At 73.0% G+C, this 21,799-nt stretch carries 16 protein-coding genes; 11 read left to right on the top strand and 5 right to left on the bottom strand.

Features of this window, described 5'->3' with window-relative positions; translation table 11 throughout:
* The first annotated feature begins 299 nt into the window (after positions 1-299).
* The 9 genes from thiL (at position 300) to JR065_RS06675 (ending at position 12,309) form a co-directional block, all read left to right on the top strand.
* Positions 300-1,283 carry a thiamine-phosphate kinase gene (thiL, locus tag JR065_RS06715; protein WP_206233235.1) on the top strand — a complete coding sequence of 328 codons (984 nt, stop codon included), beginning with the start codon at positions 300-302 and terminating at the stop codon, positions 1,281-1,283.
* Positions 1,284-1,661: 378 nt separating this feature from the next.
* The gene (locus tag JR065_RS06710) at positions 1,662-3,239 is read left to right on the top strand and encodes a CocE/NonD family hydrolase (protein ID WP_206233234.1); all 1,578 of its coding nucleotides are present in this window, start codon (positions 1,662-1,664) and stop codon (positions 3,237-3,239) included.
* A gap of 173 nt (positions 3,240-3,412) precedes the next feature.
* On the top strand, positions 3,413-4,141 hold the full coding sequence (locus JR065_RS06705) for a TorF family putative porin (protein WP_206233233.1): 729 nt from the start codon (positions 3,413-3,415) through the stop codon (positions 4,139-4,141).
* An 18-nt stretch (positions 4,142-4,159) separates the two neighbouring features.
* Positions 4,160-4,252: a potassium-transporting ATPase subunit F gene (locus JR065_RS06700; protein WP_206233232.1), complete on the top strand. Its 93-nt coding sequence runs from the start codon at positions 4,160-4,162 to the stop codon at positions 4,250-4,252.
* Positions 4,253-4,268: 16 nt separating this feature from the next.
* A complete protein-coding gene (gene kdpA, locus JR065_RS06695) occupies positions 4,269-6,083 on the top strand; it encodes a potassium-transporting ATPase subunit KdpA (RefSeq protein WP_206233231.1) in 1,815 nt (604 codons plus the stop codon).
* Positions 6,084-6,094: 11 nt separating this feature from the next.
* Positions 6,095-8,155, top strand: coding sequence for a potassium-transporting ATPase subunit KdpB (kdpB, locus tag JR065_RS06690; RefSeq protein WP_206233230.1), 2,061 nt, complete (start codon positions 6,095-6,097; stop codon positions 8,153-8,155).
* A gap of 42 nt (positions 8,156-8,197) precedes the next feature.
* Positions 8,198-8,833 (top strand): potassium-transporting ATPase subunit KdpC, encoded by a 636-nt coding sequence (gene kdpC, locus JR065_RS06685; RefSeq protein WP_206233229.1) that lies wholly within the window; start codon positions 8,198-8,200, stop codon positions 8,831-8,833.
* 82 nt (positions 8,834-8,915) lie between these two features.
* Entirely contained in the window at positions 8,916-11,594 is a 2,679-nt protein-coding gene (locus JR065_RS06680; RefSeq protein ID WP_206233228.1) for a sensor histidine kinase, read from the top strand.
* Positions 11,584-12,309, top strand: a complete 726-nt coding sequence (locus JR065_RS06675; RefSeq protein WP_206233227.1) for a response regulator — start codon at positions 11,584-11,586, stop codon at positions 12,307-12,309. The genes JR065_RS06680 and JR065_RS06675 overlap by 11 nt, the downstream gene beginning before the upstream one ends.
* Before the next feature lie 167 nt (positions 12,310-12,476).
* Here JR065_RS06675 and JR065_RS06670 read toward each other — a convergent pair whose 3' ends face one another.
* The 3 genes from JR065_RS06670 to JR065_RS06660 all read right to left on the bottom strand — a co-directional run bounded on the left by JR065_RS06670 (position 12,477) and on the right by JR065_RS06660 (position 15,169).
* Entirely contained in the window at positions 12,477-13,427 is a 951-nt protein-coding gene (locus tag JR065_RS06670) for an acyl-CoA thioester hydrolase/BAAT C-terminal domain-containing protein (protein WP_206233226.1), read from the bottom strand.
* Positions 13,428-13,625: 198 nt separating this feature from the next.
* Complete coding sequence (locus JR065_RS06665) at positions 13,626-14,336, bottom strand: response regulator transcription factor (RefSeq protein WP_206233225.1); 711 nt, start codon at positions 14,334-14,336, stop codon at positions 13,626-13,628.
* Between the two features lie 32 nt (positions 14,337-14,368).
* On the bottom strand, positions 14,369-15,169 hold the full coding sequence (locus tag JR065_RS06660; RefSeq protein ID WP_206233224.1) for a MipA/OmpV family protein: 801 nt from the start codon (positions 15,167-15,169) through the stop codon (positions 14,369-14,371).
* 258 nt (positions 15,170-15,427) lie between these two features.
* On the opposite strand from JR065_RS06660, the gene JR065_RS06655 reads away from it, so the two are divergent.
* On the top strand, positions 15,428-16,684 hold the full coding sequence (locus JR065_RS06655) for an efflux RND transporter periplasmic adaptor subunit (protein WP_206233223.1): 1,257 nt from the start codon (positions 15,428-15,430) through the stop codon (positions 16,682-16,684).
* Positions 16,681-19,758, top strand: coding sequence for an efflux RND transporter permease subunit (locus JR065_RS06650; protein WP_206233222.1), 3,078 nt, complete (start codon positions 16,681-16,683; stop codon positions 19,756-19,758). The genes JR065_RS06655 and JR065_RS06650 overlap by 4 nt, the downstream gene beginning before the upstream one ends.
* Before the next feature lie 116 nt (positions 19,759-19,874).
* Here the strand turns inward: JR065_RS06650 and JR065_RS06645 are convergent, their stop codons facing one another.
* On the bottom strand, positions 19,875-21,260 hold the full coding sequence (locus JR065_RS06645; RefSeq protein WP_206233221.1) for an FAD-binding oxidoreductase: 1,386 nt from the start codon (positions 21,258-21,260) through the stop codon (positions 19,875-19,877).
* Entirely contained in the window at positions 21,257-21,799 is a 543-nt protein-coding gene (locus JR065_RS06640; RefSeq protein ID WP_206233220.1) for a metal-dependent hydrolase, read from the bottom strand. The genes JR065_RS06645 and JR065_RS06640 overlap by 4 nt, the downstream gene beginning before the upstream one ends.

Genomic DNA, 21,799 nt, shown 5'->3' with positions numbered 1-21,799 from the left:
TGCAGGCCGCATGCTGCGAAGCGCAGGTCGTACGATCTCGCACCCGGGTTGCCGGCAGCCGCGCGGCGAGGTGCGGGACTCGGGACCCGGGACCCGGGACCCGGGACTGTAGAGTCCTTGGGGCGATCTGCAGCCATGTCAAACGCCAATGCAGTCGCGTTGTTCTAGTCGACGGATTGGCGATCGCACCGCGCGGCATGCATGGCCCACGCGCGGCGACCGGCGCCGATCCGCTCGACGCGCTTGACCGCATGCGGGCCATGCGCCAGCCTCGCCCGATCCTTCCAGCGCGTCCGTCCATGTCCGAGTTCGAACTGATCGACCGTATCCGCCAGCGCAGCGATGCGCGTGCCGGCGACGGCGTGGCGCTCGGGATCGGCGACGACGCGGCGCTGCTGCAGCTGGCGCCGGGCGAGCAGTTGGTGGTCACCACCGACACGCTCAACAGAGGCGTGCATTTCCCGCCCGAGACCCTGCCCGAGGACCTGGGCTGGAAGGCGCTGGCGGTGAACCTGTCGGACCTGGCGGCGATGGGCGCGCAGCCGGCGTGGTGCACGCTGTCGTTGTCGCTGCCGGACGCGGACCCGGCATGGGCCGACGGCTTCTTCGACGGTTTCTTCGCGCTGGCCGACCAGCATCGCATCGCCCTGGTCGGCGGCGACACCACCCGCGGGCCGTTGTCGATCTCGGTGACGGCGATGGGCCGGGTGCCGGCCGGCGCGGCGTTGCGCCGCGACGGCGCGCGCGCCGGCGACGAGGTGTGGGTGACCGGCGCGCTCGGCGACGCCGCCGCCGCATTGGCGCTGTGGCGGCGCGGCGCGCTGGACGTGGCCGCCACCGCGGCCGATGCGGCGACCGAGCGACTGCGGCAGCGCCTGCTGCGGCCGACCCCGCGCGTGGACGCCGGCCTGCGCCTGGCCGGCCTGGCCTCCGCCTGCGTCGACGTGTCCGACGGCCTGCTCGCCGACCTGGGCCATATCTGCGCGCGCAGCCAGGTCGGCGCGCGGCTCGAGCTGGCGGCGCTGCCGGCCTCGGCCGCGCTGCGTTCGTGCGTCGGCGCGGCCGACCGTGCGCCGCTGCTGTGCGCCGGCGGCGACGACTACGAACTGTGCTTCACCGCCTCGCCGCGCGACCGCGACGCGGTGGCGCTGGCGGCGGAATTCGCCGGCGTGGCGGCCACGCGCATCGGCCGCATCACCGCCGCCAGCGGCATCGTGGTGCACGACGCGCAAGGGCGGGCATGGCGACCGCCGTGCGCCGGCTACGAGCATTTCTCCGGGTAGGGAAAATCCACGAGCCGCTTCGCGCCGTACCCTCACCCCAACCCCTCTCCCGGTGGGAGAGGGGCCAAGGCACGCCGCGGCTGTTCCCTTCTCCCGTCGGGACCATGGCCCCCTTTTCGGGGGAAGGTGCCCCGCAGGGGCGGATGAGGGTACGAGCCCAGCCTCGTGCACCCAAATCAGCGAGCCGCTTCGCGCCGCACCCTCACCCCACGCCTCTCCCGGTGGCAGAGGGGCCAAGGCGCACCATACCGTGCCGCACTGCGGCGTGTAACCGTCCGTACCTGCTGGTATGGTCGCGGCGCTCGACTCCACGTCGCGTGCTCGCAACCGTATTGGCAGCTGGACCATCCCGGTCCGGCGCCGCCTGGGAGGCAGTACATGCGCAGGTCCATGTCCCGCTGCATCGCCGTGTGCGCGATGCTGTTCTTCTCCGCCGCCGCGTTCGCCGGCGGTTTCAGCAAGCAGTACCAGACCATCCCGAGTTGGGACGGCACCCGGCTCGGCGCGCTGGTGCTGGTGCCGCAAGGGCAGGGGCCCGGGCCGTTCCCGCTGGTGGTGATGCCGGCCAGCTGGTCGCTGCCCAACCTGGAATACGTGGGCCGCGCCAGCGAACTGGCCAGCGACGGCTACGTCGTGGTCAGCTACACCTCGCGCGGGTTCTGGGATTCGGCCGGGCAGATCGACATCGCCGGCGCGCCGACGGTGGAGGACGTCAGCGCGATGATCGACTGGGCGCTGGCGAACACCCCGGCCAACGACAAGGCGATCGGCGTGTCCGGCATCTCCTACGGCGCCGGCACCAGCCTGCTCGCCGCCGCGCGCGATCCGCGGATCAAGGCGGTCGCCGCGCTCAGCGGCTGGGCCGACCTGCAGGCGTCGCTGTACGCGAACGCCACGGTCAGTCAGCAGGGCGTGGCGCTGCTGGTGACGGCCGGCGCGCTGACCGGCCGGCCCGGCCCGGACCTGGCGCAGATCAGCGCGCGGGTGGCGGCCGGCGACTACGACGGCGCGGTGCAGGGCTTCCTGCCCAAGGCCGCCGAGCGCGGGGTGATCAACGAGCTGCAGGCGCTCAACCGCAACGGCCCGGCGGTGCTGATGGCCAATGCGTTCAACGACGGCCTGTTCCCGCCCAACCAGTACATCGACCTGTACAACCGCCTGAGCGTGCCCAAGCAGCTGATGCTCAGCCAGGGCGACCACGCCACCGCCGAACTGCCGGGCGCGCTGGGACTGCCCAACGAGGTGTACACGGCCACCACGCGCTGGTTCGACCACTACCTCAAGGGCCGGGCCAACGGCGTGGACCGCGAACCGCCGGTGCAGCTGTCCGCCCTCGGCGGCAGCTGGCAGCGCTATGCCGACTGGAACAGCGTGCAGGCCGGCGCGACCCGCTACGGCCTGAGCCGCCCGAGCGGCCTGCTGGCGCCGACCGGCACCCTGGGCGGCACCAGCACCGGCTGGAGCCACCGCATCGCCACCGGCGTGCCGACCCTGGCCGATTCGGGCGTGGTGCTGGTGAGCGGCCTGCTGCAGGGCTTCGGCCAGCCGGTGACCACGTCGATTCCGCTGGTGGCGCGCAACGGCGCCGCGGTGTGGACCGGGCCGGTGTACGCCAGCGCCAGGCGCCTGGCCGGCAGCCCGTCGCTGCGCCTGACCGTAACCCCGAGCCAGGCCGACGTGTCGCTGTTCGCCTACCTCTACAGCATGGACGCGCTGGGCGTGGCGCAGCTGCTGAGCCATGCGCCGTACACGCTGCGCAACGCGACCCCGGGCGCGGCCGTCACCGTCGACCTGGCGCTGCAGGCGACCGCCGCCGAGATCCCGGCCGGACGCCGCCTGGTGCTGGTGGTGGACACCACCGATCCGCGCTACACCTCGGCCAGCCGCTTCGGCGGCACGGTCGGCTTCAGTTCGCCGGCGGCGGCGCCGTCGAGCCTGAGCGTGCCGCTGCACTGAGCGGGGGGTCGGATGCCGGCGCGCGCCGGCATCCGCGAGCGACGCCGACGCCGGCGCGCGGCAGAAATTACGCGGAATTTACGCCGGCCCCGGTGCCGGCCGATAGCGACTTTACGGCCCCGCGCCGGAACATGACCAGGTCGGCGGAACGGTTCCGCCCTGGATCCGATCTCATGCTTTCCCCGCTTTCCTGCGCCGCCTGCCGGCCGCTGCCGCGCGCCGCGCTGGCGCTTTCCCTCCTGGCCGCCGCCGCGTCGGCCGCCGCCGCCGCGGTCAGCGGCAACGCGACCCTGACCAGCGACTACGTCTGGCGCGGCAGCACCCAGAGCGACGGCGATCCGGCCGTGCAGGCCGGTCTGGCCCTGGCCGCCGACCACGGCGCGTATGCGTCGCTGTGGGCATCGTCGATCGCGTTCGACGGCGCTCCGCATGCCAGCACCGAGGTCGATGGCGTACTCGGCTGGCGCGGCCAGTGGACGCCGGACTGGGCCTGGGATGCGAACCTGACCCGCTACCAGTATCCCTCGGCCGCCGCACTGAACTGGACCGAGCTGGGCGCCACCGTGACCTGGAAGCAGCGCGTGTGGGCGCAGCTCGGCTGGTCCGACGACGCGTTGGCCAGCGGCACCACCGGCACCTACGCGCAGCTGGGCGCGCGCTATCCGTTCAACGAACGCGTCCGCGTCGAGGCGGCGGTGGGCCATTACCGGCTCGCCCGCGGCTACGCAGACAGCTACACGCATGGGCTGGTCAGCGCCGTGTTCGCCCTGCCCGGTGGCCGCGAGGGCGGCCCGGGTCTGGAGCTGCGGCTGACCGCGCACGACACCGACCACGCCGCCGAGCGGCTGTTCCCCGGCATGGCCGGCGCGCGCGTCGAAGCCGCGCTGCAAGCCACGTTCTGATTCCCTGGGAGAGATGACATGCCTGCCTGGCTAGCGCTGATCTGCGGGGTGACGGTGCTCGTCGCCGCCGCCTACCTGCTGTACGTGATTCTGCGTCCCGAAGACTTCTGAGCCGAGTGCCGCTCCCATGATCGATACATTGCTTGTCTATGCGCTCGCGTTGCTGCTGGGCTGGCCGCTGGGCCTGTACCTGGCCAGGGTGATGCGCGGTGCGCCGATGCGCGGCGACGCGCTGTTCGGCTGGATCGAACGGCCGCTGTACCGCCTGCTCGGCACTGATCCGGCGCGGGGCATGGGCTGGCGCGGCTACGCCGCCGCGTTCCTGGCCAGCAACCTGGTGCTGGGCGCGCTGGTGTTCGTGCTGTTCCTCACCCAGGCGTGGTTGCCGTTGAACCCCGACGCGATCCCGAACCTGCGCTGGGACACCGCGTTGCACACGATGGTGTCGTTCCTGACCAACACCAACCAGCAGCACTATTCCGGGCAGGCGCAGCTGTCGTACCTGTCGCAGATGGTGGCGGTGGTCGGGCTGCAGCTGGTCACGCCGATGATGGGCCTGGCGCTGGTGACGGCGACGCTGCGCGCGCTGTTCGGTGGGCGACCGGTCGCACGCCCGGCCGATGCCCCATCGGCATCGGCCGCGACCGGGCCGGAGGATCCGGAGCCGACGCCGTCGCGCCATGGACGGCAGCATGCGACCATCGTCGTAGCGCCAATGCAGCACACCGCGCTCGGCGCCGACGCCGACGCCGACGTCGGCAACTACTGGGCCGACGTGATCCGCCCGACGCTGCGCTTCCTGCTGCCGCTGTGCCTGCTGTGGACGCTGCTGCTGACCCAGCAGGGCGTGCCGTCGACGCTGGCCGCCGGCCCCGTCGCCACGCCGCTGGACGCCAGCGCCGGCATGGCCGCGCAGAAGATCCCGCTCGGCCCGGTCGCGGCGATGGTCGCGATCAAGCAGCTCGGCACCAACGGCGGCGGCTGGTACGGGCCCAACAGCACGGTGGCGCTGGAGAACCCGACCCCGTTCTCCAACCTGCTGGAAACGCTCGCGCTGATCCTGATCCCGGTGGCCGTGGCGTTCATGGTCGGTCCGTTCACCGGGCGGCGCAGATTCACCGCGCTGGTGTTCGGCAGCATGCTGGCGATGTCGCTGGTTTCCACCGCGGCGTCGGTGTGGTCCGAAGGCCATTCGCTCAGCACCGCCAGCGCGGCGCTGATGGAAGGCAAGGAAGTGCGCCTGGGCGTGGACGCGTCGGCGGCGTGGTCGTCGCTGACCACGCAGACCTCCAACGGCTCGGTCAACGCGATGCACGATTCGCTGGCGCCGCTGACCGGCGGCGTGGCGATGGTCGACATGCTGGTCAACGCGATCTGGGGCGGCATCGGCTGCGGCCTGCAGCAGTTCCTGGTGTACCTGCTGCTCAGCGTGTTCCTGGCCGGGTTGATGACCGGGCGCACGCCGGAGTTGTTCGGACGCAAGATCGAGGCCGGCGAGGTGCGCCTGCTGGCGCTGCTGATCCTGCTGCAGCCGCTGGTGCTGCTCGGCTTCACCGCGCTGACCCTGGCGCTGCCGGCGCTCGCCGGCAATTCCAATCCCGGCTTCCACGGCATCAGCCAGGTGTTCTACGAGTACGCCTCGGCGTTCGCCAACAACGGCTCCGGGTTCGAGGGGCTGGGCGACGCCACGCCGTGGTGGAACCTGAGCTGCGCGGCGGTGCTGATCCTGGGCCGCTACCCGGCGCTGATCGTGCCGCTGATGGTGGCCGCGCGGATGGCGCGCAAGCGGGTGGCGCCGGAGAGCGGCGGCAGCCTGCAGGTGGAGACGCCGACCTTCGCGCTGACCCTGATCGCGGTCATCGCGGTGCTGACCATCCTGCAATTCACCCCCGCGCTGGTGTTGGGCCCGATCGCCGATCACCTGACCCTGAGCGCGCACTGAGACCGACGACGATGAGTACCCCGCTTCCGCAAGCTTCTTCCTCCGGGCGCCGGCCCGGCCTGCTCGACGGCCCGGCGCTGCGTGCGGCGCTGCGCGCCAGCGTGCTGAAACTTTCGCCACGGCACCTGCTCGGCAGCCCGGTGATGGCGGTGGTGTTCGCCGGCACCGTGCTGTCGGCGCTGATCACCGCGGCCGGGCAGGGCGCGCCCGAATTCGGCTGGGCGGTGACCGCGATCCTGCTGCTCACCGTGCTGTTCGGCAATTTCGCCGAAGCGGTGGCCGAGGCGCGCGGGCGCGGCCAGGCCGCGTCGTTGCGGCGCGCGCGCAAGGACCTGGTGGCGCGCCGCGTCGCCAGCGTGCGGCTGGACGGCGAGACCCGCGTCGCCGCCGCCGAACTCCGGCCCGGCGAGCTGGTGGTGGTCGCCGCCGGCGAACTGATCCCCGCCGATGGCGAGATCCTGCACGGCGTGGCCACGATCAACGAGGCCGCGGTGACCGGCGAATCGGCGCCGGTGCTGCGCGAGGCCGGCACCGACCGCTCCGGCGTGATCGGCGGCACCAAGGTGCTGTCCGACCAGATCGTGGTGAAGATCACCGCCGAGCCGGGCCACAGCTTCCTGGACCGCATGATCGCGCTGGTCGAGGGCGCCAACCGGCAGAAGACCCCGAACGAGATCGCGCTGACCATGCTGCTGGCGGCGATGACGCTGACCTTCCTGATCGTGGTCGCCAGCCTGCCGCTGATCGCCGGCTTCGTCGGCGTGCGCATCGACCCGCTGCTGCTGATCGCGCTGCTGGTGTGTCTGATCCCGACCACCATCGGCGGGCTGCTGCCGGCGATCGGCATCGCCGGCATGAACCGCGCGCTGTCGGCCAACGTGCTGGCCAAGTCGGGCAAGGCGGTGGAAGTGGCCGGCGACGTGGACGTGCTGCTGCTGGACAAGACCGGCACCATCACCCACGGCGACCGCCAGGCCACCGCGTTCCATGCGCTGGCCGGGATCGACGCGGCGCGGTTGCGCGAGGCGGCGATGCTGTCCTCGCTGGCCGACCCCACCCCGGAGGGCAAGTCGATCGTGCGCCTGGCGCGCGAGCAGGGCATGCCGCTGCAGGAACCGGACAGCGCGCAGTTCATCGCCTTCACCGCGCAGACGCGCATGTCCGGCGTCGATCTGCCCGGCCAGGGACAGCAGCCGCCGCGCGCGATCCGCAAGGGCGCGGCCGATACGGTGATCCGCCACGTCGCCGCGCTGGGCGGGCAGGTGCCGGCGGAACTGAAGGGCCGCGTGGAGCAGGTCGCGCGCAGCGGCGCCACGCCGCTGGTGGTCGCCGAAGGCCGCCATGTGCTCGGCGTGGTCGAGCTGTCGGACGTGGTCAAGCACGGCGTGCGCGAGAAGTTCGCGCGGCTGCGCGCGATGGGGATCAAGACGGTGATGATCACCGGCGACAACCCGCTCACCGCCGCGGCGATCGCCGCCGAGGCCGGCGTGGACGACTACATCGCCGAGGCCACGCCCGAGGACAAGCTGGCGCGGATCCGCGCCGAGCAGGCCGGCGGGCGGCTGGTGGCGATGGTCGGCGACGGCACCAACGACGCGCCGGCGCTGGCCCAGGCCGACGTCGGCCTGGCGATGAACTCCGGCACGCAGGCGGCCAAGGAGGCCGGCAACATGGTCGACCTGGATTCGGATCCGGCCAAGCTGCTGGCGGTGGTGGAAGTGGGCAAGCAGCAGCTGATCACCCGCGGCGCGCTGACCACCTTCTCGCTGGCCAACGACGTGTCCAAGTACTTCGCGATCCTGCCGGCGCTGTTCGCCGCCTCGATCCCGCAGATGGCCGCGTTGAACGTGATGCGCCTGTCCAGCCCGACGCATGCGGTGCTGGCCGCGCTGATCTTCAACGCGCTGGTGATTCCGGCGCTGATCCCGCTGGCGCTGCGCGGCGTGCGCTTCACCCCGGCCACGGCGACGTCGCTGCTGCGCCGGAACATGCTGCTCTACGGCGTCGGCGGCGTGCTGCTGCCGTTCGCCGGGATCAAGCTGATCGACCTGCTGCTGGTGGCGCTGGGCTGAGCCTTGGCGCCGATCTTCCGCTTCTTTCCCGGATCTCCCGCGATGAACGTTTCCCCGGTTTCTTCTTCCCGCCGCGAGCCGCTGCGCTGGCGCGCCGCGGTGCTGCTGCCGCTGCTGGTGCTCGGCGCCGCCGCGCTGTATTCGCTGCTCGCCACCGTGCTCGCCGGCGCGCTGTTCCCGGCGCAGGCCAACGGCAGCCTGCTCGAACGCGACGGACGCGTGCGCGGCTCGGCGCTGGTGGCGCAGCCGTTCGCCGCGCCCGGCTATTTCCAGCCGCGCCCGTCGGCGGCCAAGTTCGACCCGATGGCCGCGGCCGGCAGCAACCAGGCGCGCAGCAATCCCGAGCTGCAGCAGCGCATCGCCGATGCGCGCGCCAGCGTGGCCGCGCGCGACGGCGTCGCCCCGGCGCAGGTGCCGGACGACCTGCTGACCCAGTCCGGCAGCGGCCTGGACCCGGACATCAGCGTGGCCGCGGCGCAGCAGCAGGTGGCGCGCGTGGCCAAGGCGCGCGGCCTGCCGGCCGAGCGCGTCGCCGCGCTGGTCGCCGCGCACACCCAGGACCGCCAGTTCGGCGTGCTCGGCCAGCCGCGGGTGAATGTGCTGGTGTTGAATCTGGCGTTGGATGGAGCCGGGACCGGGGACCGGGGACCGGGGACCCGGGAAGGGCAAAAGCGCTAAAGCCGGGACTGCACGCTGTAGGCTCTTCCGGTCCCCGGTCCCCGGTCCCCGGTCCCGTCTCACTCACGCCATCATTCCGCCCATGCCCGACCCCCGCACCCAGCAGGCCGATGCCTTGATCTGCGAACTCCAGCGCGAGCGCGGCGGGCGGCTGACCGTGTTCCTGGGCGCGGCGCCGGGCGTCGGCAAGACCTACGCGATGCTGTCGCGCGCGCGGCAGCTGCAGCAGCAGGGCAGCGAGGTGGTGGTCGGCGTGGTCGAGACCCACGGCCGCGCCGAGACCGCGGCACTGCTGGACGGGTTGACGGTGCAGCCGCGGCGGCGCGTGGAGTACCGTGGACGGATGCTCGAGGAAATGGACCTGGACGCGCTGCTGGCGCGGCGTCCGCCGCTGGTGCTGGTCGATGAACTGGCGCACCGCAACGCGCCGGGCAGCCGCCACGAGCGGCGCTGGCAGGACGTGCAGGAACTGCTCGACGCCGGCATCGACGTCTACAGCACGGTCAACATCCAGCACCTGGAAAGCCTCAACGACGTCGTCCACCGCATCACCGGCGTGCGCGTGGCCGAGACCGTGCCCGATGCGATCTTCGACCGGCTGCGCGACATCGTGCTGGTCGACCTGCCGCCGCGCGAGCTGATCGAACGCCTGCAGCAGGGCAAGGTGTACCTGCCAGAGCAGGCGGGGCAGGCGCTGCAGGCGTTCTTCTCGCCGTCGAACCTGGCCGCGCTGCGCGAGCTGGCGATGCAGACCGCGGCCGACCGCGTCGACAACGACCTGCGCGACGTGCAGGCCGCGCAGGGCCGCCCGGGCGTGGCGTTGCGGCGGCGGGTGATGGTGGCGATCGACGGCCGCGGCCAGTCCGAGTACCTGGTGCGGGTGGCGCGGCGCCTGGCCGAACGCCGCGGCGCGCCGTGGACGGTGGTGACCGTGCAGACCCGCGCGCAGCCGGACGCGGCGTGGCAGCTGGAGATCGACCGCGCGTTCGCGCTGGCGCGGCGGCTCGGCGGCGACGCGGCGCTGCTGCACGGCACCGGCGTGGCCGACACCCTGCTCGACCACGCCGCGCGCAACGGCGTGTCCACGCTGCTGCTCGGCCGCACCCGCGAGCGCCCGCTGGCGCGCATGGTCAACCGCACCCTGACCCAGCAGCTGCTGCAGCGCGGCGCGCACTACGAACTGGTGATCATCAGCTCGCCCGAGGCGCGCGCGCGCGCGCGGCGGCGCTGGCGCAGCCCCGGCCACTGGCTGTCGCGCGACGACCTGGCGTTCGCCGCGGTCGCCTCGGTGCTGGCGGTGGCGCTGGCGTGGATCGCCGAGCGCTGGGTCGGCATCGACGACCTGTCGATGGTGTTCATCGTCGCGGTGGTGATGGTCGCGGCGAAGACGCGCATGGCCGCGGCGGTGCTGTCGGCGCTGCTGAGCTTCCTGGCCTACAACTTCTTCTTCATCGAACCGCGCTACACGCTGCACATCGGCGCGCGCCAGGGCGTGGTCACGGTGATGCTGTTCCTGGTCGCCGCGCTGGTGGCCGGGCGGCTGGCGTCGCGGCTGCGCATGCAGGTGCTGGCGCTGCGCGCGGCCAATGCGCAGACCACCGCGTTGCAGGCGCTCGGCCGCCAGCTGACCAGCGCCGCCGACCTGGGCCAGGTGCTGGAGGCCGGGCGCCGCGCGCTGGCCGCCACGCTCGATGCCGAGGCGTGGCTGCGGCTGCAGCCGCTGGAGGCCGCGCAGGACGGCGCGGACGGCTATCCGGCGTCGATGGCGGCGGTGGACCGCAGCGCCGCCGACTGGGCGCAGCGCCACGGCCAGGCCACCGGCCGCTTCACCGACACCCTGGCCGGCGCCAGCTGGTGGTTCCTGCCGGTGCGCCACGAGCGCGGCGCGATCGGCGTGGTCGGAATGCGCTTCGCGCCAGGGGTGCAGCGTCCCGGCCTGGAGCAGCAGCGCCTGGCCGAGGCGATGGTCGAGGACATCGGCCAGGCCGCGCTGCGCACGCGGCTGGTGGCCGACCTGGAAAGCGCGCGGGTCAGCGGCGAGACCGAGCGCCTGCGCTCGGCGCTGCTGTCGTCGGTGTCGCACGACCTGCGCTCGCCGCTGGCGGCGATGATCGGCGCGGCCAGCAGCCTGGCCAGCTACGGCCAGGCGATGGACGCCGACGACCGCCGCAGCCTGCTGGAGACGATCCAGCTGGAAGGCGAGCGCCTGGACCGCTACATCCAGAATCTGCTCGACATGACCCGCCTGGGCCACACCGGGCTGACCTTGAACCGCGACTGGATCGGCGTGGACGAGCTGATCGGCTCGGCCGCGCGGCGGCTGCAGCGCTACCAGCCGCAGGTGCGCCTGGACATCGCGCTGGACGCGGACCTGCCGACGCTGTGGGTGCACCCGGCGCTGGTCGAGCAGGCGATCTTCAACGTGCTGGAGAACGCGGCCAAGTTCTCGCCGCCGGGCGAGGCGATCGACGTGCGCGCGGCGATGGCCGACGGGCGCCTGCGCATCGACATCGGCGACCGCGGCCCGGGCATTCCCGAGGACGAACGCGCGCGCATCTTCGACATGTTCTACAGCGTGGAGCGCGGCGACCGCGGCCGCCACGGCACCGGCCTGGGCCTGACCATCTGCCAGGGCATGATCGGCGCGCACGGCGGCAGCGTCGAGGCGCTGCCCGGCGCCGATGGCCGCGGCACCACGATCCGCATTACCCTGCCGCTGATCGAACCCGCCGCGCCGCCGCCCCATCCCGATGCCGACTGACTCCTCCGCCGATCCGATTCCGCCGCCGCGCGTGCTGGTCGTCGACGACGAGCCGCAGATCCGCCGCTTCCTCGACATCAGCCTGCGCGCGCAGGGCTACCGCGTGCTGCAGGCCGCCACCGGCGCCGACGGCTTGGCGCAGCTGGCCGCGCACGGCGCCGAGCTGGTGGTGCTGGACGTCGGCCTGCCGGACCAGGACGGGCACAGCGTGCTGCGCGAACTGCGGCAGTGGTCGTCGGTGCCGGTGATCATGCTCACCGTGCGCGCCGGCGAGGCGGAAAAGGTGCAGGCGCTGGACGCCGGCGCCAACGACTACGTGACCAAGCCGTTCGGCGTGCAGGAGCTGATGGCGCGCATCCGCGTGCTGTTGCGCATGCAGCCGGTGGCCGGCGAGGCCGAGCCGGTGTTCGACGACGGCCACCTGCATATCCACCTGGGCCTGCGCGAAGTGCGCGTGGACGGTGAGGCGCTGGCGCTGGGCCGCAAGGAGTACGCCTTGCTGGCGCTGCTGCTGCGCCACAGCGGGCGGGTGGTCACCCAGCCGCAACTGCTGCGCGAAGTGTGGGGGCCGACGCACCAGGAGGACACCCACTACCTGCGCATCCTGGTCGGCAAGCTGCGGCAGAAACTCGGCGACAGCGCGGTGGCGCCGCGCTACATCGCCACCGAACCGGGCGTGGGCCTGCGCTTCATCGGCACGGGTGACCGCCAGTGACGGTGGCGGTACCTGCGACCGATGCATCCTTGATCATGCGCCGTGGTCGCATCGGCAGCGGTGCCACTGGATTTTGGCCGCCTTACATACGCTGCGCCGAACGGCTGGATGGGCGCTGAAACGGCAACCTGCCTTCGAGCGGCAGCACGGCGCGCGCAAGAAATCCGTCAATTCGTAGGCGCCGCCGGCACGTCGTCGCCGCGCAGCGCGGTGTCGAGGAAGGCCGACACCTGCGCCCAGCTGTGCGCGCGCGCTTCGCGCAGCCCGGACGGGGTGCCGCCGCCGAAGCCGATGTCCTCCTGCAGCGTGGCGTCGGTCGGGGGCGGGCCGAACGCGAAATGCCCGCCCTGCGGGTACTGCAGCACGTCGACGCGGTGGGCGAAGCCCGCGCGCTTCAGGCGCCCGGCGAGCGAGGCGGCCATCTGCGCGGACGGCCACACCTGGTCCTGCGCGCTGGCGATCAGCAGCACCGGCCCGCGGATGCGCTCTGCCGCGATCTTCGCGGCGCTGTCGGCCGCCACCGCCTCGCCGCTGTGCCGGTACAGATCCAGCAGGCCCTTGCAGTCGGGGCATGGCGCGAACGGCACATAGGCCAGCGGCTTGCCGGAGAACGTCCACGAACTGGCCGGTGCGCCGCCGCTGCGGTCGATGCCTTGCCACACCACGTCCGATGGCGACGCCGCCACCACCGCGGCGACGCGCGCGTCGTGCGCGGCCAGCACCAGCGCCGCTTCCGCGCCCTTGGACAGCCCGAGCACGGCAATGCGCGAGGGCGCCCCGCGTTGCGCCTGCGCCAGGTAATCGATGCCGGCCTGTAGCCGTTCCAGCGGTATCGCACTGAGTTGCGGCGGCAGGCCGGGGCCGTTGAAGTAGCTTTGCGCGAGCGCGACATAGCCTTGCTCGGCCAGACGCCGGGCGATCCCCTTGGCCCAGCCACGCCCGCCTTCCGCGCCGCCCAGCACCAGTACCGCCGGATGCGCCGCGCCGTCGTCCGGCGCGTACAGCGTGGCCGAGAGCGTGGCGGTCTCGATCGTGCGTTCGGCCACCGGCTGTGCCGAGGCGACAGCGCCGCCCGCCAGCCACGCCACGGCGGCCACGATACCGAACCTGATCGCCATGCCAATCGCTCCCTTGTCGAGGCGGCGCGACCGCGGCGCGAATGCGCCGCGCTGTCTCCGCCACGCCGCCACTGTCGCGCAAGCGCGGCGCCACCGCATGGCCGGATCGTCATGCCCGCGTTGCCGCGAGGCCGCCGCGCGGCAACGGCGACGCGCCCGCATCGTTCGCCGCCATGGTCGAACCGCGGTCCGGCAGGACTACGCCGCCGCCTCCGCACGCCGCAGCGCGAAGCCCAGGTTGCGCACGTTGACCACGGACAGGTCGCAGTCGATGGCGGCCAGTTTCTTGCGCAGCCGGTGCAGGGCCACGTCCAGCGCATTGGGCGTGACCGCGTCCGCCACGCCCCAGGCCGCCGCCTCCAGCGCGCCGCGGCGCACCACCTGCCCGGCGGCGCGGACCAGGCAGATCGCGATCTGCAGTTCCGCCGGCGCCAGGCTGACCTGTTCCTCGCCGAAGCGCATGCAGCCGGCTTCGGGCAGGACCTGCAGGCCGTGATGGACCAGTTGCAGGTCGCGCAGTTCCGGCGGACGCCGCATCAGCGCACGCACGCGCGCGGCCAGTTCCTCCATCGCGAACGGCTTGGGCAGGTAGTCGTCGGCGCCGGCGTCCAGCCCGTCCACGCGGTCGCGCAGCGCATCGCGCGAGGTCAGCATCAGGCACGGGACGCGGTTGTCGGCCGCGCGCATGCGCCGGACCAGGTTCAGGCCGTCGCCGTCGGGAAGGCCGCGGTCGATGACGGCCGCGGCGTACGCGTGCTGGGAAATCCCGTGCCAGGCCGCGTCCATGGTGTGGAAGGTGTCCACCGCGATTCCCGCAGCGCCCAGCCCGCGCTCCACCAGCACGGCAAGGCGCTCGTGGTCCTCGACCAGGGCGATCCTGTTGGGAAGGGGCGTGGCGGGCTGGGACATGGAGGTCGGGAAAAGGAAGCGGGTGGTACCGGTCAGAAGCCGCGGCTGATGCCGATCATCAGGCCTGCCGAGCCGTCGGTGTCCGGTTCCATCAGCGGGCTGTCGGTGATCTCGTTGGGAAGGAACTTGTAGTCCAGCGATCCTTGCAGCTTCCACTTCTCTCCCAGCGGACGGGAGAAGCCCACGCTCACCTGCGGCACCAGCGCCGCGCCGGGCTGGTAGAACGGCACGCCGCGCGCGACCTCCTCGTCCAGGGTGCCATAGTAGTAGTCCACCATGTCGTCGGACATCCAGCGTACGCCCACGCCCGGCACCACGGTCGTGCGGCCCCACTGCAGGCGGTAGGCGTAGTCGGCGGCCACTTCGTAGCCGCCGCTGGCATCGGTCACGTCGACCAGCGCGCGCAGCTTGAACTCGCCGGCGCGGCCGCTCCAGCTCGCGGCCATGCCCGCATCCAGGCCGTCGTCGCGGTCCTCCAGCAGCGAGGCGTCCACGCCGTTGCGGGCCAGCTCGGTGCGGCCCAGGTCCTCGATATCGAAGCCGTCGAAGCGCCCGGCGACGATCGCGTCCAGCTTGAAGGTGTCGCCGCCGATGAGATGCATGCCGCCGCTCAGGCCGCGCCAGAACAGGCGCTCGCCGTCGTAGGTCAGCAGCGGCACCGGACGGATCCGCGTGCCCTCGCCGGCATAGGGGCTCTGGCGCACGGCGGCGCCCACCCCGATCGACCAGCGATCGTCGTCTGCCTGGGCCAGCAGGTCGCTGCTGCTGGAGGCGGTCTGCGCCAGGGCCAGCGTGGGGAGTAGGAAGGGGATGGTCGCGACGTACTTGAGCATGGGGTTGGGCTGCTTTGGGAAGGGGGCGGGGATGATTCTTGCCGGCAGCGACTTACGCGCGACTTACGCGTCGCGTTGAAGACGCGCGCGCGCCCGGTCGGCGCGGCGAACGCGCCGATCGAACAGGACCGATCCGCGCACCGGTGCAGTAAGAAGCAGGTAATTCGCCCGCCCCTACAGTCGGCGGCGAACGGCAGCCCCCGGCGCGCTTGCGCCCGAGCCACGCCGCGCCCATCCCCCTCCATCACTGGATCCCGCATGGCACCGTTGCGCCATCGATACGCCGTCGCCCGCGTCCGCGCCGGCGGCGTCCACCCCGGTTCGGGCAGGCGCCGCCTGCGCGGACGCGGCCAACTGTGGTTCATCTGCCTGATCGGTGCGCTCGCCGCCGGCGCGGCGGTGCTGGCCTCGATCGTGGTGGCCCAGCCGGGTCCGCAGCCGCCCGTGCCGCATGCCGATCCCGCGGCCGACGCCGCGCCGATGGCGATGACCATCACCACCGCCCGTGCGGCCTACCAGTCGTGGCGGGAAACCTTGCGTGCCTCCGGCGCGATCGTGCCGTGGCAGGAATCGGCGCTGGGCGCGCCGCTGGGCGGGCTGCGCGTGGCCAGCGTGGATGCGCAGGTCGGCGACCGCGTCCGCCGGGGCCAGGTGCTGGCGCGTTTCGACGATGCGCTGCTGCAGGCCGAGGCGCACCGGCTGCAGGCGGCCCTGGCCCAGGCGCAGGCGCAGGCCGCGCAGGCCGCGCGCGATGCCGAACGCGCGGTGAAGCTGCGCGCCAGCGGCGCGCTCAGCGAGCAGTCGATCCTGCAGTCGCTGACCCAGGCCGAATCGGCCGCCGCCGCGGTGCGGTCGGCGCAGGCCTCGTTGCGGGCCAAGCAGGTGGAGATCGCGTACGCGGTGCTGCGCGCGCCGGACGATGGGGTGATCAGCGAGCGCACCGCCACGCTCGGCGCGGTACCGGAGCAGGGCCAGCCGTTGTTCCGGTTGATCCGCCAACAGCGCCTGGAATGGCGTGGCGAGGTCGGCGCGCGGCAGATCGCGCAGATCCTGCCGGGACGCGAGGTGGTGCTGGCGTTGCCCGATGGCAGCCGCGCCGTGGCCACGGTGCGGCAGGCGGCGCCGACGCTCGGCACCGATTCGCGCATGGGCCTGGTCTATGCCGACCTGCGCCCCGGCAGCGGCGCGCGGGCGGGGATGTACGTCGAGGGCGAGATCGCGCAGGCGACCTCGGCGGCGCTGGTGGTCCCGGCGGCGGCGGTGGTGATCCGCGATGGGCGCAGTTTCGTGTTCGAGATCAGCGCCCAGGGCGGCACCGGCAAGGCCAGCGCACGCGCGGTCACGGTCGGGCGCCGGCAGGGGCGTTCGGTGGAGATCGTGTCCGGCCTGCGCGAGGGCGCGCACGTGGCCGAGCTGGGCGCGGGATTCCTGGCCGACGGCGACCGGGTGAGGATCGGCACGAACGCGGTCGCATCGGCGGTACCGGGCGGCGGCGTGGAGGCGGTCGCGCCATGAATCCGGCGACCTGGTCGATCCGCAATCCGATGCCGGTGGTGCTGCTGTTCCTGCTGCTGGCCGTCGCCGGCGGGCTGGGGTTCGGGCGCCTGCCCATCCAGAACCTGCCCGACTTCGAGCTTCCCACCGTCAACGTCGCCCTGGCGCAGCCAGGCGTGGCGCCGGCGCAGCTGGAGACCGAGGTCGCGCGGCCGGTGGAGGACGCGATCACCGGCGTGGTCGGGCTGCGCCACCTGCGCACCCAGGTCAGCAACGGCGCGGTGCAGATCTCGGCGGAGTTCGAGATCGGCAAGCCGCTGCAGGAGGCGCTGAACGAGGTCAAGCAGGCCGTCGACCGCACCCGCTCGGACCTGCCGGCCGACGTGCTGCAGCCGGCGGTCAGCGCCGAAGTGGTCGGCGGCAGTCCGATCGTCACCTATGCGGTGGCGTCCACGGCGATGGACGAGCAGGCGCTGTCGTGGTTCGTGGACGATACGATCGACAAGGCGTTGCGCGCGATTCCCGGCGTGGGCCGGGTGGCACGCATCGGCGGGGTGCAGCGCGAAGTGCGGGTGGAGGTCGATCCGATCCGCCTGGCCGCGCTCGGCGTGACCGCGGCCGACGTCTCGCGCGGACTGCGCCGCGTGCAGCAGGAGGCCTCCGGCGGCCTGGCGCGCGTGGGCGGCGGCGAGCAGTCGTTGCGGACCATCGCCACCGCGCGCCAGGCGGACGAGCTGCAGAACCTGGCCATTCCGCTGTCCGACGGCCGCCGGGTGCACCTGCATCAGGTGGCGACCGTCGTCGATGGCCATCGCGACCGCAGCCAGGCCGCGCTGCTCAACGGCGCGCCGGTGGTCGGCTTCCACGTCTACCGGGCCAAGGGCATGGACGAGACGGTGATCGCCGAGGAGGTGGCGCGGGCGCTGTCGGCGTTGCGCGAGAGCCATCCGCAGCTGGTGGCGACCCGGATAGCGGGCAGCGTGGACTACACCCTGGAACAGTTCCACGGCTCGATGCAGATGCTGCTGGAAGGGGCGGTGCTGGCGATCCTGGTGGTGTGGTGGTTCCTGCGCGACTGGCGCGCCACCCTGGTCGCGGCGATGGCGCTGCCGCTGTCCATCCTGCCGACCTTCGCGCTGATGCCGTGGCTGGGATTTTCGCTCAACACCCTGACCCTGCTGGCGCTGGCGGTGGTGGCCGGCATCCTGGTCGACGACGCGATCGTGGAGATCGAGAACATCGAGCGCCACCGGCGCCAGGGCAAGCCGCTGCGGCAGGCCACCGGCGACGCGGTGACCGAGATCGCGCTGGCGGTGATGGCGACCACGCTGACGCTGGTGGCGGTGTTCCTGCCCACCGCGGTGATGCCGGGCGTGCCGGGCATGCTGTTCGAGCAGTTCGGCTGGACCGCGGTCATCGCTGTGCTGGCGTCGCTGCTGGTGGCGCGCCTGCTGACGCCGCTGCTCGCGGTGCACTGGTTGAAGGACGCGCCGGCCAAGCGCGAGCACCGCGGGCCGTGGATGGCGCGCTACCTCGCGGCGGCGAGCTGGTGCCTGGCGCACCGCAAGGCCACGCTCGCCGCCGCCGGCGCGTTCATGGCCGGCTCGTTCGCGCTGCTGCCGCTGCTGCCGACCGGGTTCATTCCGGCGGCCGAACAGGGCTTCGTGGAGGTGGGGCTGGAACTGGCGCCCGGCGGCGCGCTGGAGGACACGCTGCGCGCGGCGGAGCGGGTCCGGCACGCGCTGGACGGCGTGCCGGGTGTCGCCTCGGTGTTCACCAGCGTCGGCGAGGCGCAGGACAACGAAGGCCATTCGAGCCCGGAGGCGCGGCGCGCGCGGTTGACGCTGAAGCTGCAGCCGCGCGACGCGCGCCCGTCGCAGCCGCAGATCGAACGGGCGATCCGCGAGCGGCTGGAGCCGATCCCGGGGGCGCGTTTCACCGTGGGCGGCAACAACCTCGGCGGCGATCTGGCGCTGATCCTGGCCAGCGACGACGCCCGCCTGCTCAAGGAGACCGCGCAGGCGATGGAGCGGCAGATGCGCGGCATCCAGGGCCTGGTCAACGTCGCCTCGACCGCGAGCATGGAGCAGCCCGAGGTGACGATCCGGCCGGACACCGTGCGCGCGGCCGAGCTGGGCGTGGACACCGCCGCCATCGCCGAGACGGTGCGCGTCGCGTTCGGCGGCGACTTCGATACCGACCTGCCGCGGTTGAACCTGGACAACCGGCAGATCCTGATCCGGGTGCAGGTGCCGACGCGGCTGCGCAACGACCTGGAGGCCATCGGCCGGCTGCGGGTGCCGGCGCGCGCAGGTTCGGTGCCGCTGGACAGCATCGCCAGCCTCTCGATCGAGAGCGGCCCGCACCAGATCGACCGCTACGACCGGCGCCGCTACGTGACCGTGAGCGCGGGCCTGGCCGGCATGCCGCTGGGCGATGCGGACGCGGCGGTGGCCGCGCTGCAGGTGAGCCGCGCCATGCCCAAGGGCGTGAGCCGGATCGAGGCCGGCGATTCGGAGCTTGCCGCGGAACTGGCGAGCGGCTTCCTGATGGCCATCTGCGCCGGCGTGGCCTGCATGTTCTGCGTGCTGATCCTGCTGTTCAAGGACGTGTTCCAGCCGCTGACGATCCTCTCGGCGGTGCCGCTGTCGCTGGGCGGCGCGCTGCTGGCGCTGCTGGCGAGCGGCAGCGCGCTGGACGTGCCGGCGATGATCGGCCTGGTCATGCTGATGGGCGTGGTGACCAAGAACTCCATCCTGCTGGTGGACCATGCCGTGCAGGCGATGCGCGCGCATGGGCTGGACCGCGCCACGGCACTGCTGGAGGCCTGCAGCCAGCGCGCCCGCCCGATCGTCATGACCTCGCTGGCGATGATCGCCGGCATGCTGCCGATCGCGCTGGGGCTGGGCGCCGATGCCAGCTTCCGCCAGCCGATGGCCATCGCGGTGATCGGTGGGCTGGCGACCTCCACGCTGCTCAGCCTGCTGGTGGTGCCGGTCGTGTTCACCTGCGTGGAGGACGGCTGGGCGTGGACGCGGCGCATCGCGCGCCGGCGCGGCGGTGTCGCCGCGTGGGCGCAGCGTCCGGCCGAGTAGGGCGCGCGGCGTGGCAAGGATCGCCGCGCATCGCGTGGTGCATGCCGCGCGCCATGCGGGGCCGTCGCCGCCTTCGGCGCGTGGAGGATCCGCGCCGCAGCGTCGGCCATCGTGGTTCAGGCGTCCGGCAGCACCTTGCCGGGATTGAGGATGCCGTCCGGGTCCAGCGCGCGCTTGACCGCGCGCATCGCCGCCAGCGTGGCCGCGTCGAACGCCTGCGCCATGTAGTCGCGCTTGGCCACGCCGATGCCGTGCTCGCCCGACAGCGTGCCGCCCAGCGCCAGGGCCAGCGCGAACAGCCGCGGCAGCGCGGCCTGCGCGCGTGCGCTCTCGGACGCATCGTCCGGGTGGTACATGATGTTGACGTGCAGGTTGCCGTTGCCGGCATGGCCGAAGGCGACGATCACCAGGTCGAACTCGGCGGCCAGCGCTTCCACCCCGGCGACCAGTTCGGGGATGCGCGACACCGGCACCACCACGTCCTCGTTGATCTTGCCCGGCGCGATCGTGCGCAGCGCCGGCGACAGCGCGCGCCGCGCCGCCCACAGCCGATCGCGCGCGGCGCCGTCGGTGGCCACATCCAGCGCCAGCAGGCCGTCGCCGTCGGCGGCCGTGCCCAGCGCCTGCAGCGCCAACGGCAAGGTGTCGTCGTCGCCGTCGGCCTCGATCAGCAGCATCGCGCCGGCCTCGGGCAGGTCGCTGCCGTGGGCGCGAAGCAGCTGCAGGCTGCGCCGGTCGATGAACTCGAGCATCGCCGGCGTGGTCGGCTGCGCCATCAGCCGCGACACCGCCGCGGCGGCGGCGCCGGCGTCGCGATAGAACGCGCGCAGCCCGGCCTGCGCATGCGGCCGCGGCGACAGCTTCAGCGTGGCCTCCACGATCAGCGCCAGCGTGCCTTCGCTGCCGACCAGCAGATGGGTCAGGTCGTAACCGGTGGCGTTCTTGGTGTAGGCGCCGCCGCAGCGGATCAGCTCGCCGGCGCCGGTCACCGCGACCAGGCCGAGCACGTTGTCGCGGGTGGCGCCGTACTTCACCGCGCGCGGGCCGCCGGCGTTGGTCGACAGGTTGCCGCCGACGCTGCAGATCTCCGCGCTGGACGGATCCGGCGGCCAGAACAGCTTGTGCGGCGCCAGCGCCTGCTGCAGCTCGCCGTTGAGCACGCCCGGTTCGACCACCGCGCAGCGGTCCTGCGCGCGGATGTCCAGTATCCGGTTCATGCGCGCGAACGACAGCACCACGCCGCCGTGCAGCGGCACCGCCGCGCCGGTGGTGCCGGTGCCGGCGCCACGCGCCACGATCGGCACGCCATGCGCGCGGCAGGCGCGCACGATCGCCTGCACCTGCTCGCGCGTGCTCGGCAGCGCCACCGCGTCGGCCAGCGCCCAGCGCCGCGAATCGTCCTCGCCGTAGGCGCGGCGCGCGGCGGCGTCGCTGCGCCAGCCATCGGCGCCGAGCAGGCGGGACAGGGTGTGGACGAGGGCAGCGGGCAAGGGTGTGTTCATGGCGCGGACCGGGCAGGGGAAACCGGCGGTTGGATCAGCTTCCAGCCCAGCACCGCCAGCGCCAGCGGCAGCCAGACCCAGCGCAGCTCCGACGCCAGCGTGGCCACGCCGCGCGCGCTGAAGAAACCGTTGGCGAACGGCGAGACCCGGATCGGCCGCCACGGCGCGAACCAGCGCCGCTCGCTCCAGGGCCAGCCCAGCGCGACGCCGAGCCCGCCGGAGGTCAGCGCGTCGAGCAGCGGATGCGACGCGGCGCAGACGAAGATCCACGCGCCGGCCTGCGCCGCGCCGGCGCGCAACGGCCGGTGCAGCGCCGCGCCGAGCAGCGCCAGCAGCGCGGCGAACAGCAGCGAATGGCTGGCGCCGCGATGGCCGAACGCGTCGGCGTAGGGAATGCGCAGCGCGAAGGCGAGCACGTCCAGGTCCGGCGCGATCGCCGCGGCGATGCCGGCGCCTAGCAGGCGCGCGGAGATGCGCCCGCGGTCGGCGGCGGCCCACAACGCCAGCGGCACCGCGGCGTGGGTGAAGATGCTGGGCAT

The organism is Xanthomonas sp. (assembly GCF_017163755.1).
GTDB lineage: Bacteria > Pseudomonadota > Gammaproteobacteria > Xanthomonadales > Xanthomonadaceae > Xanthomonas_A.
Note: the sequence above shows the minus strand (reverse complement) of the source record. Positions and strands in the feature narration are given on the sequence as shown.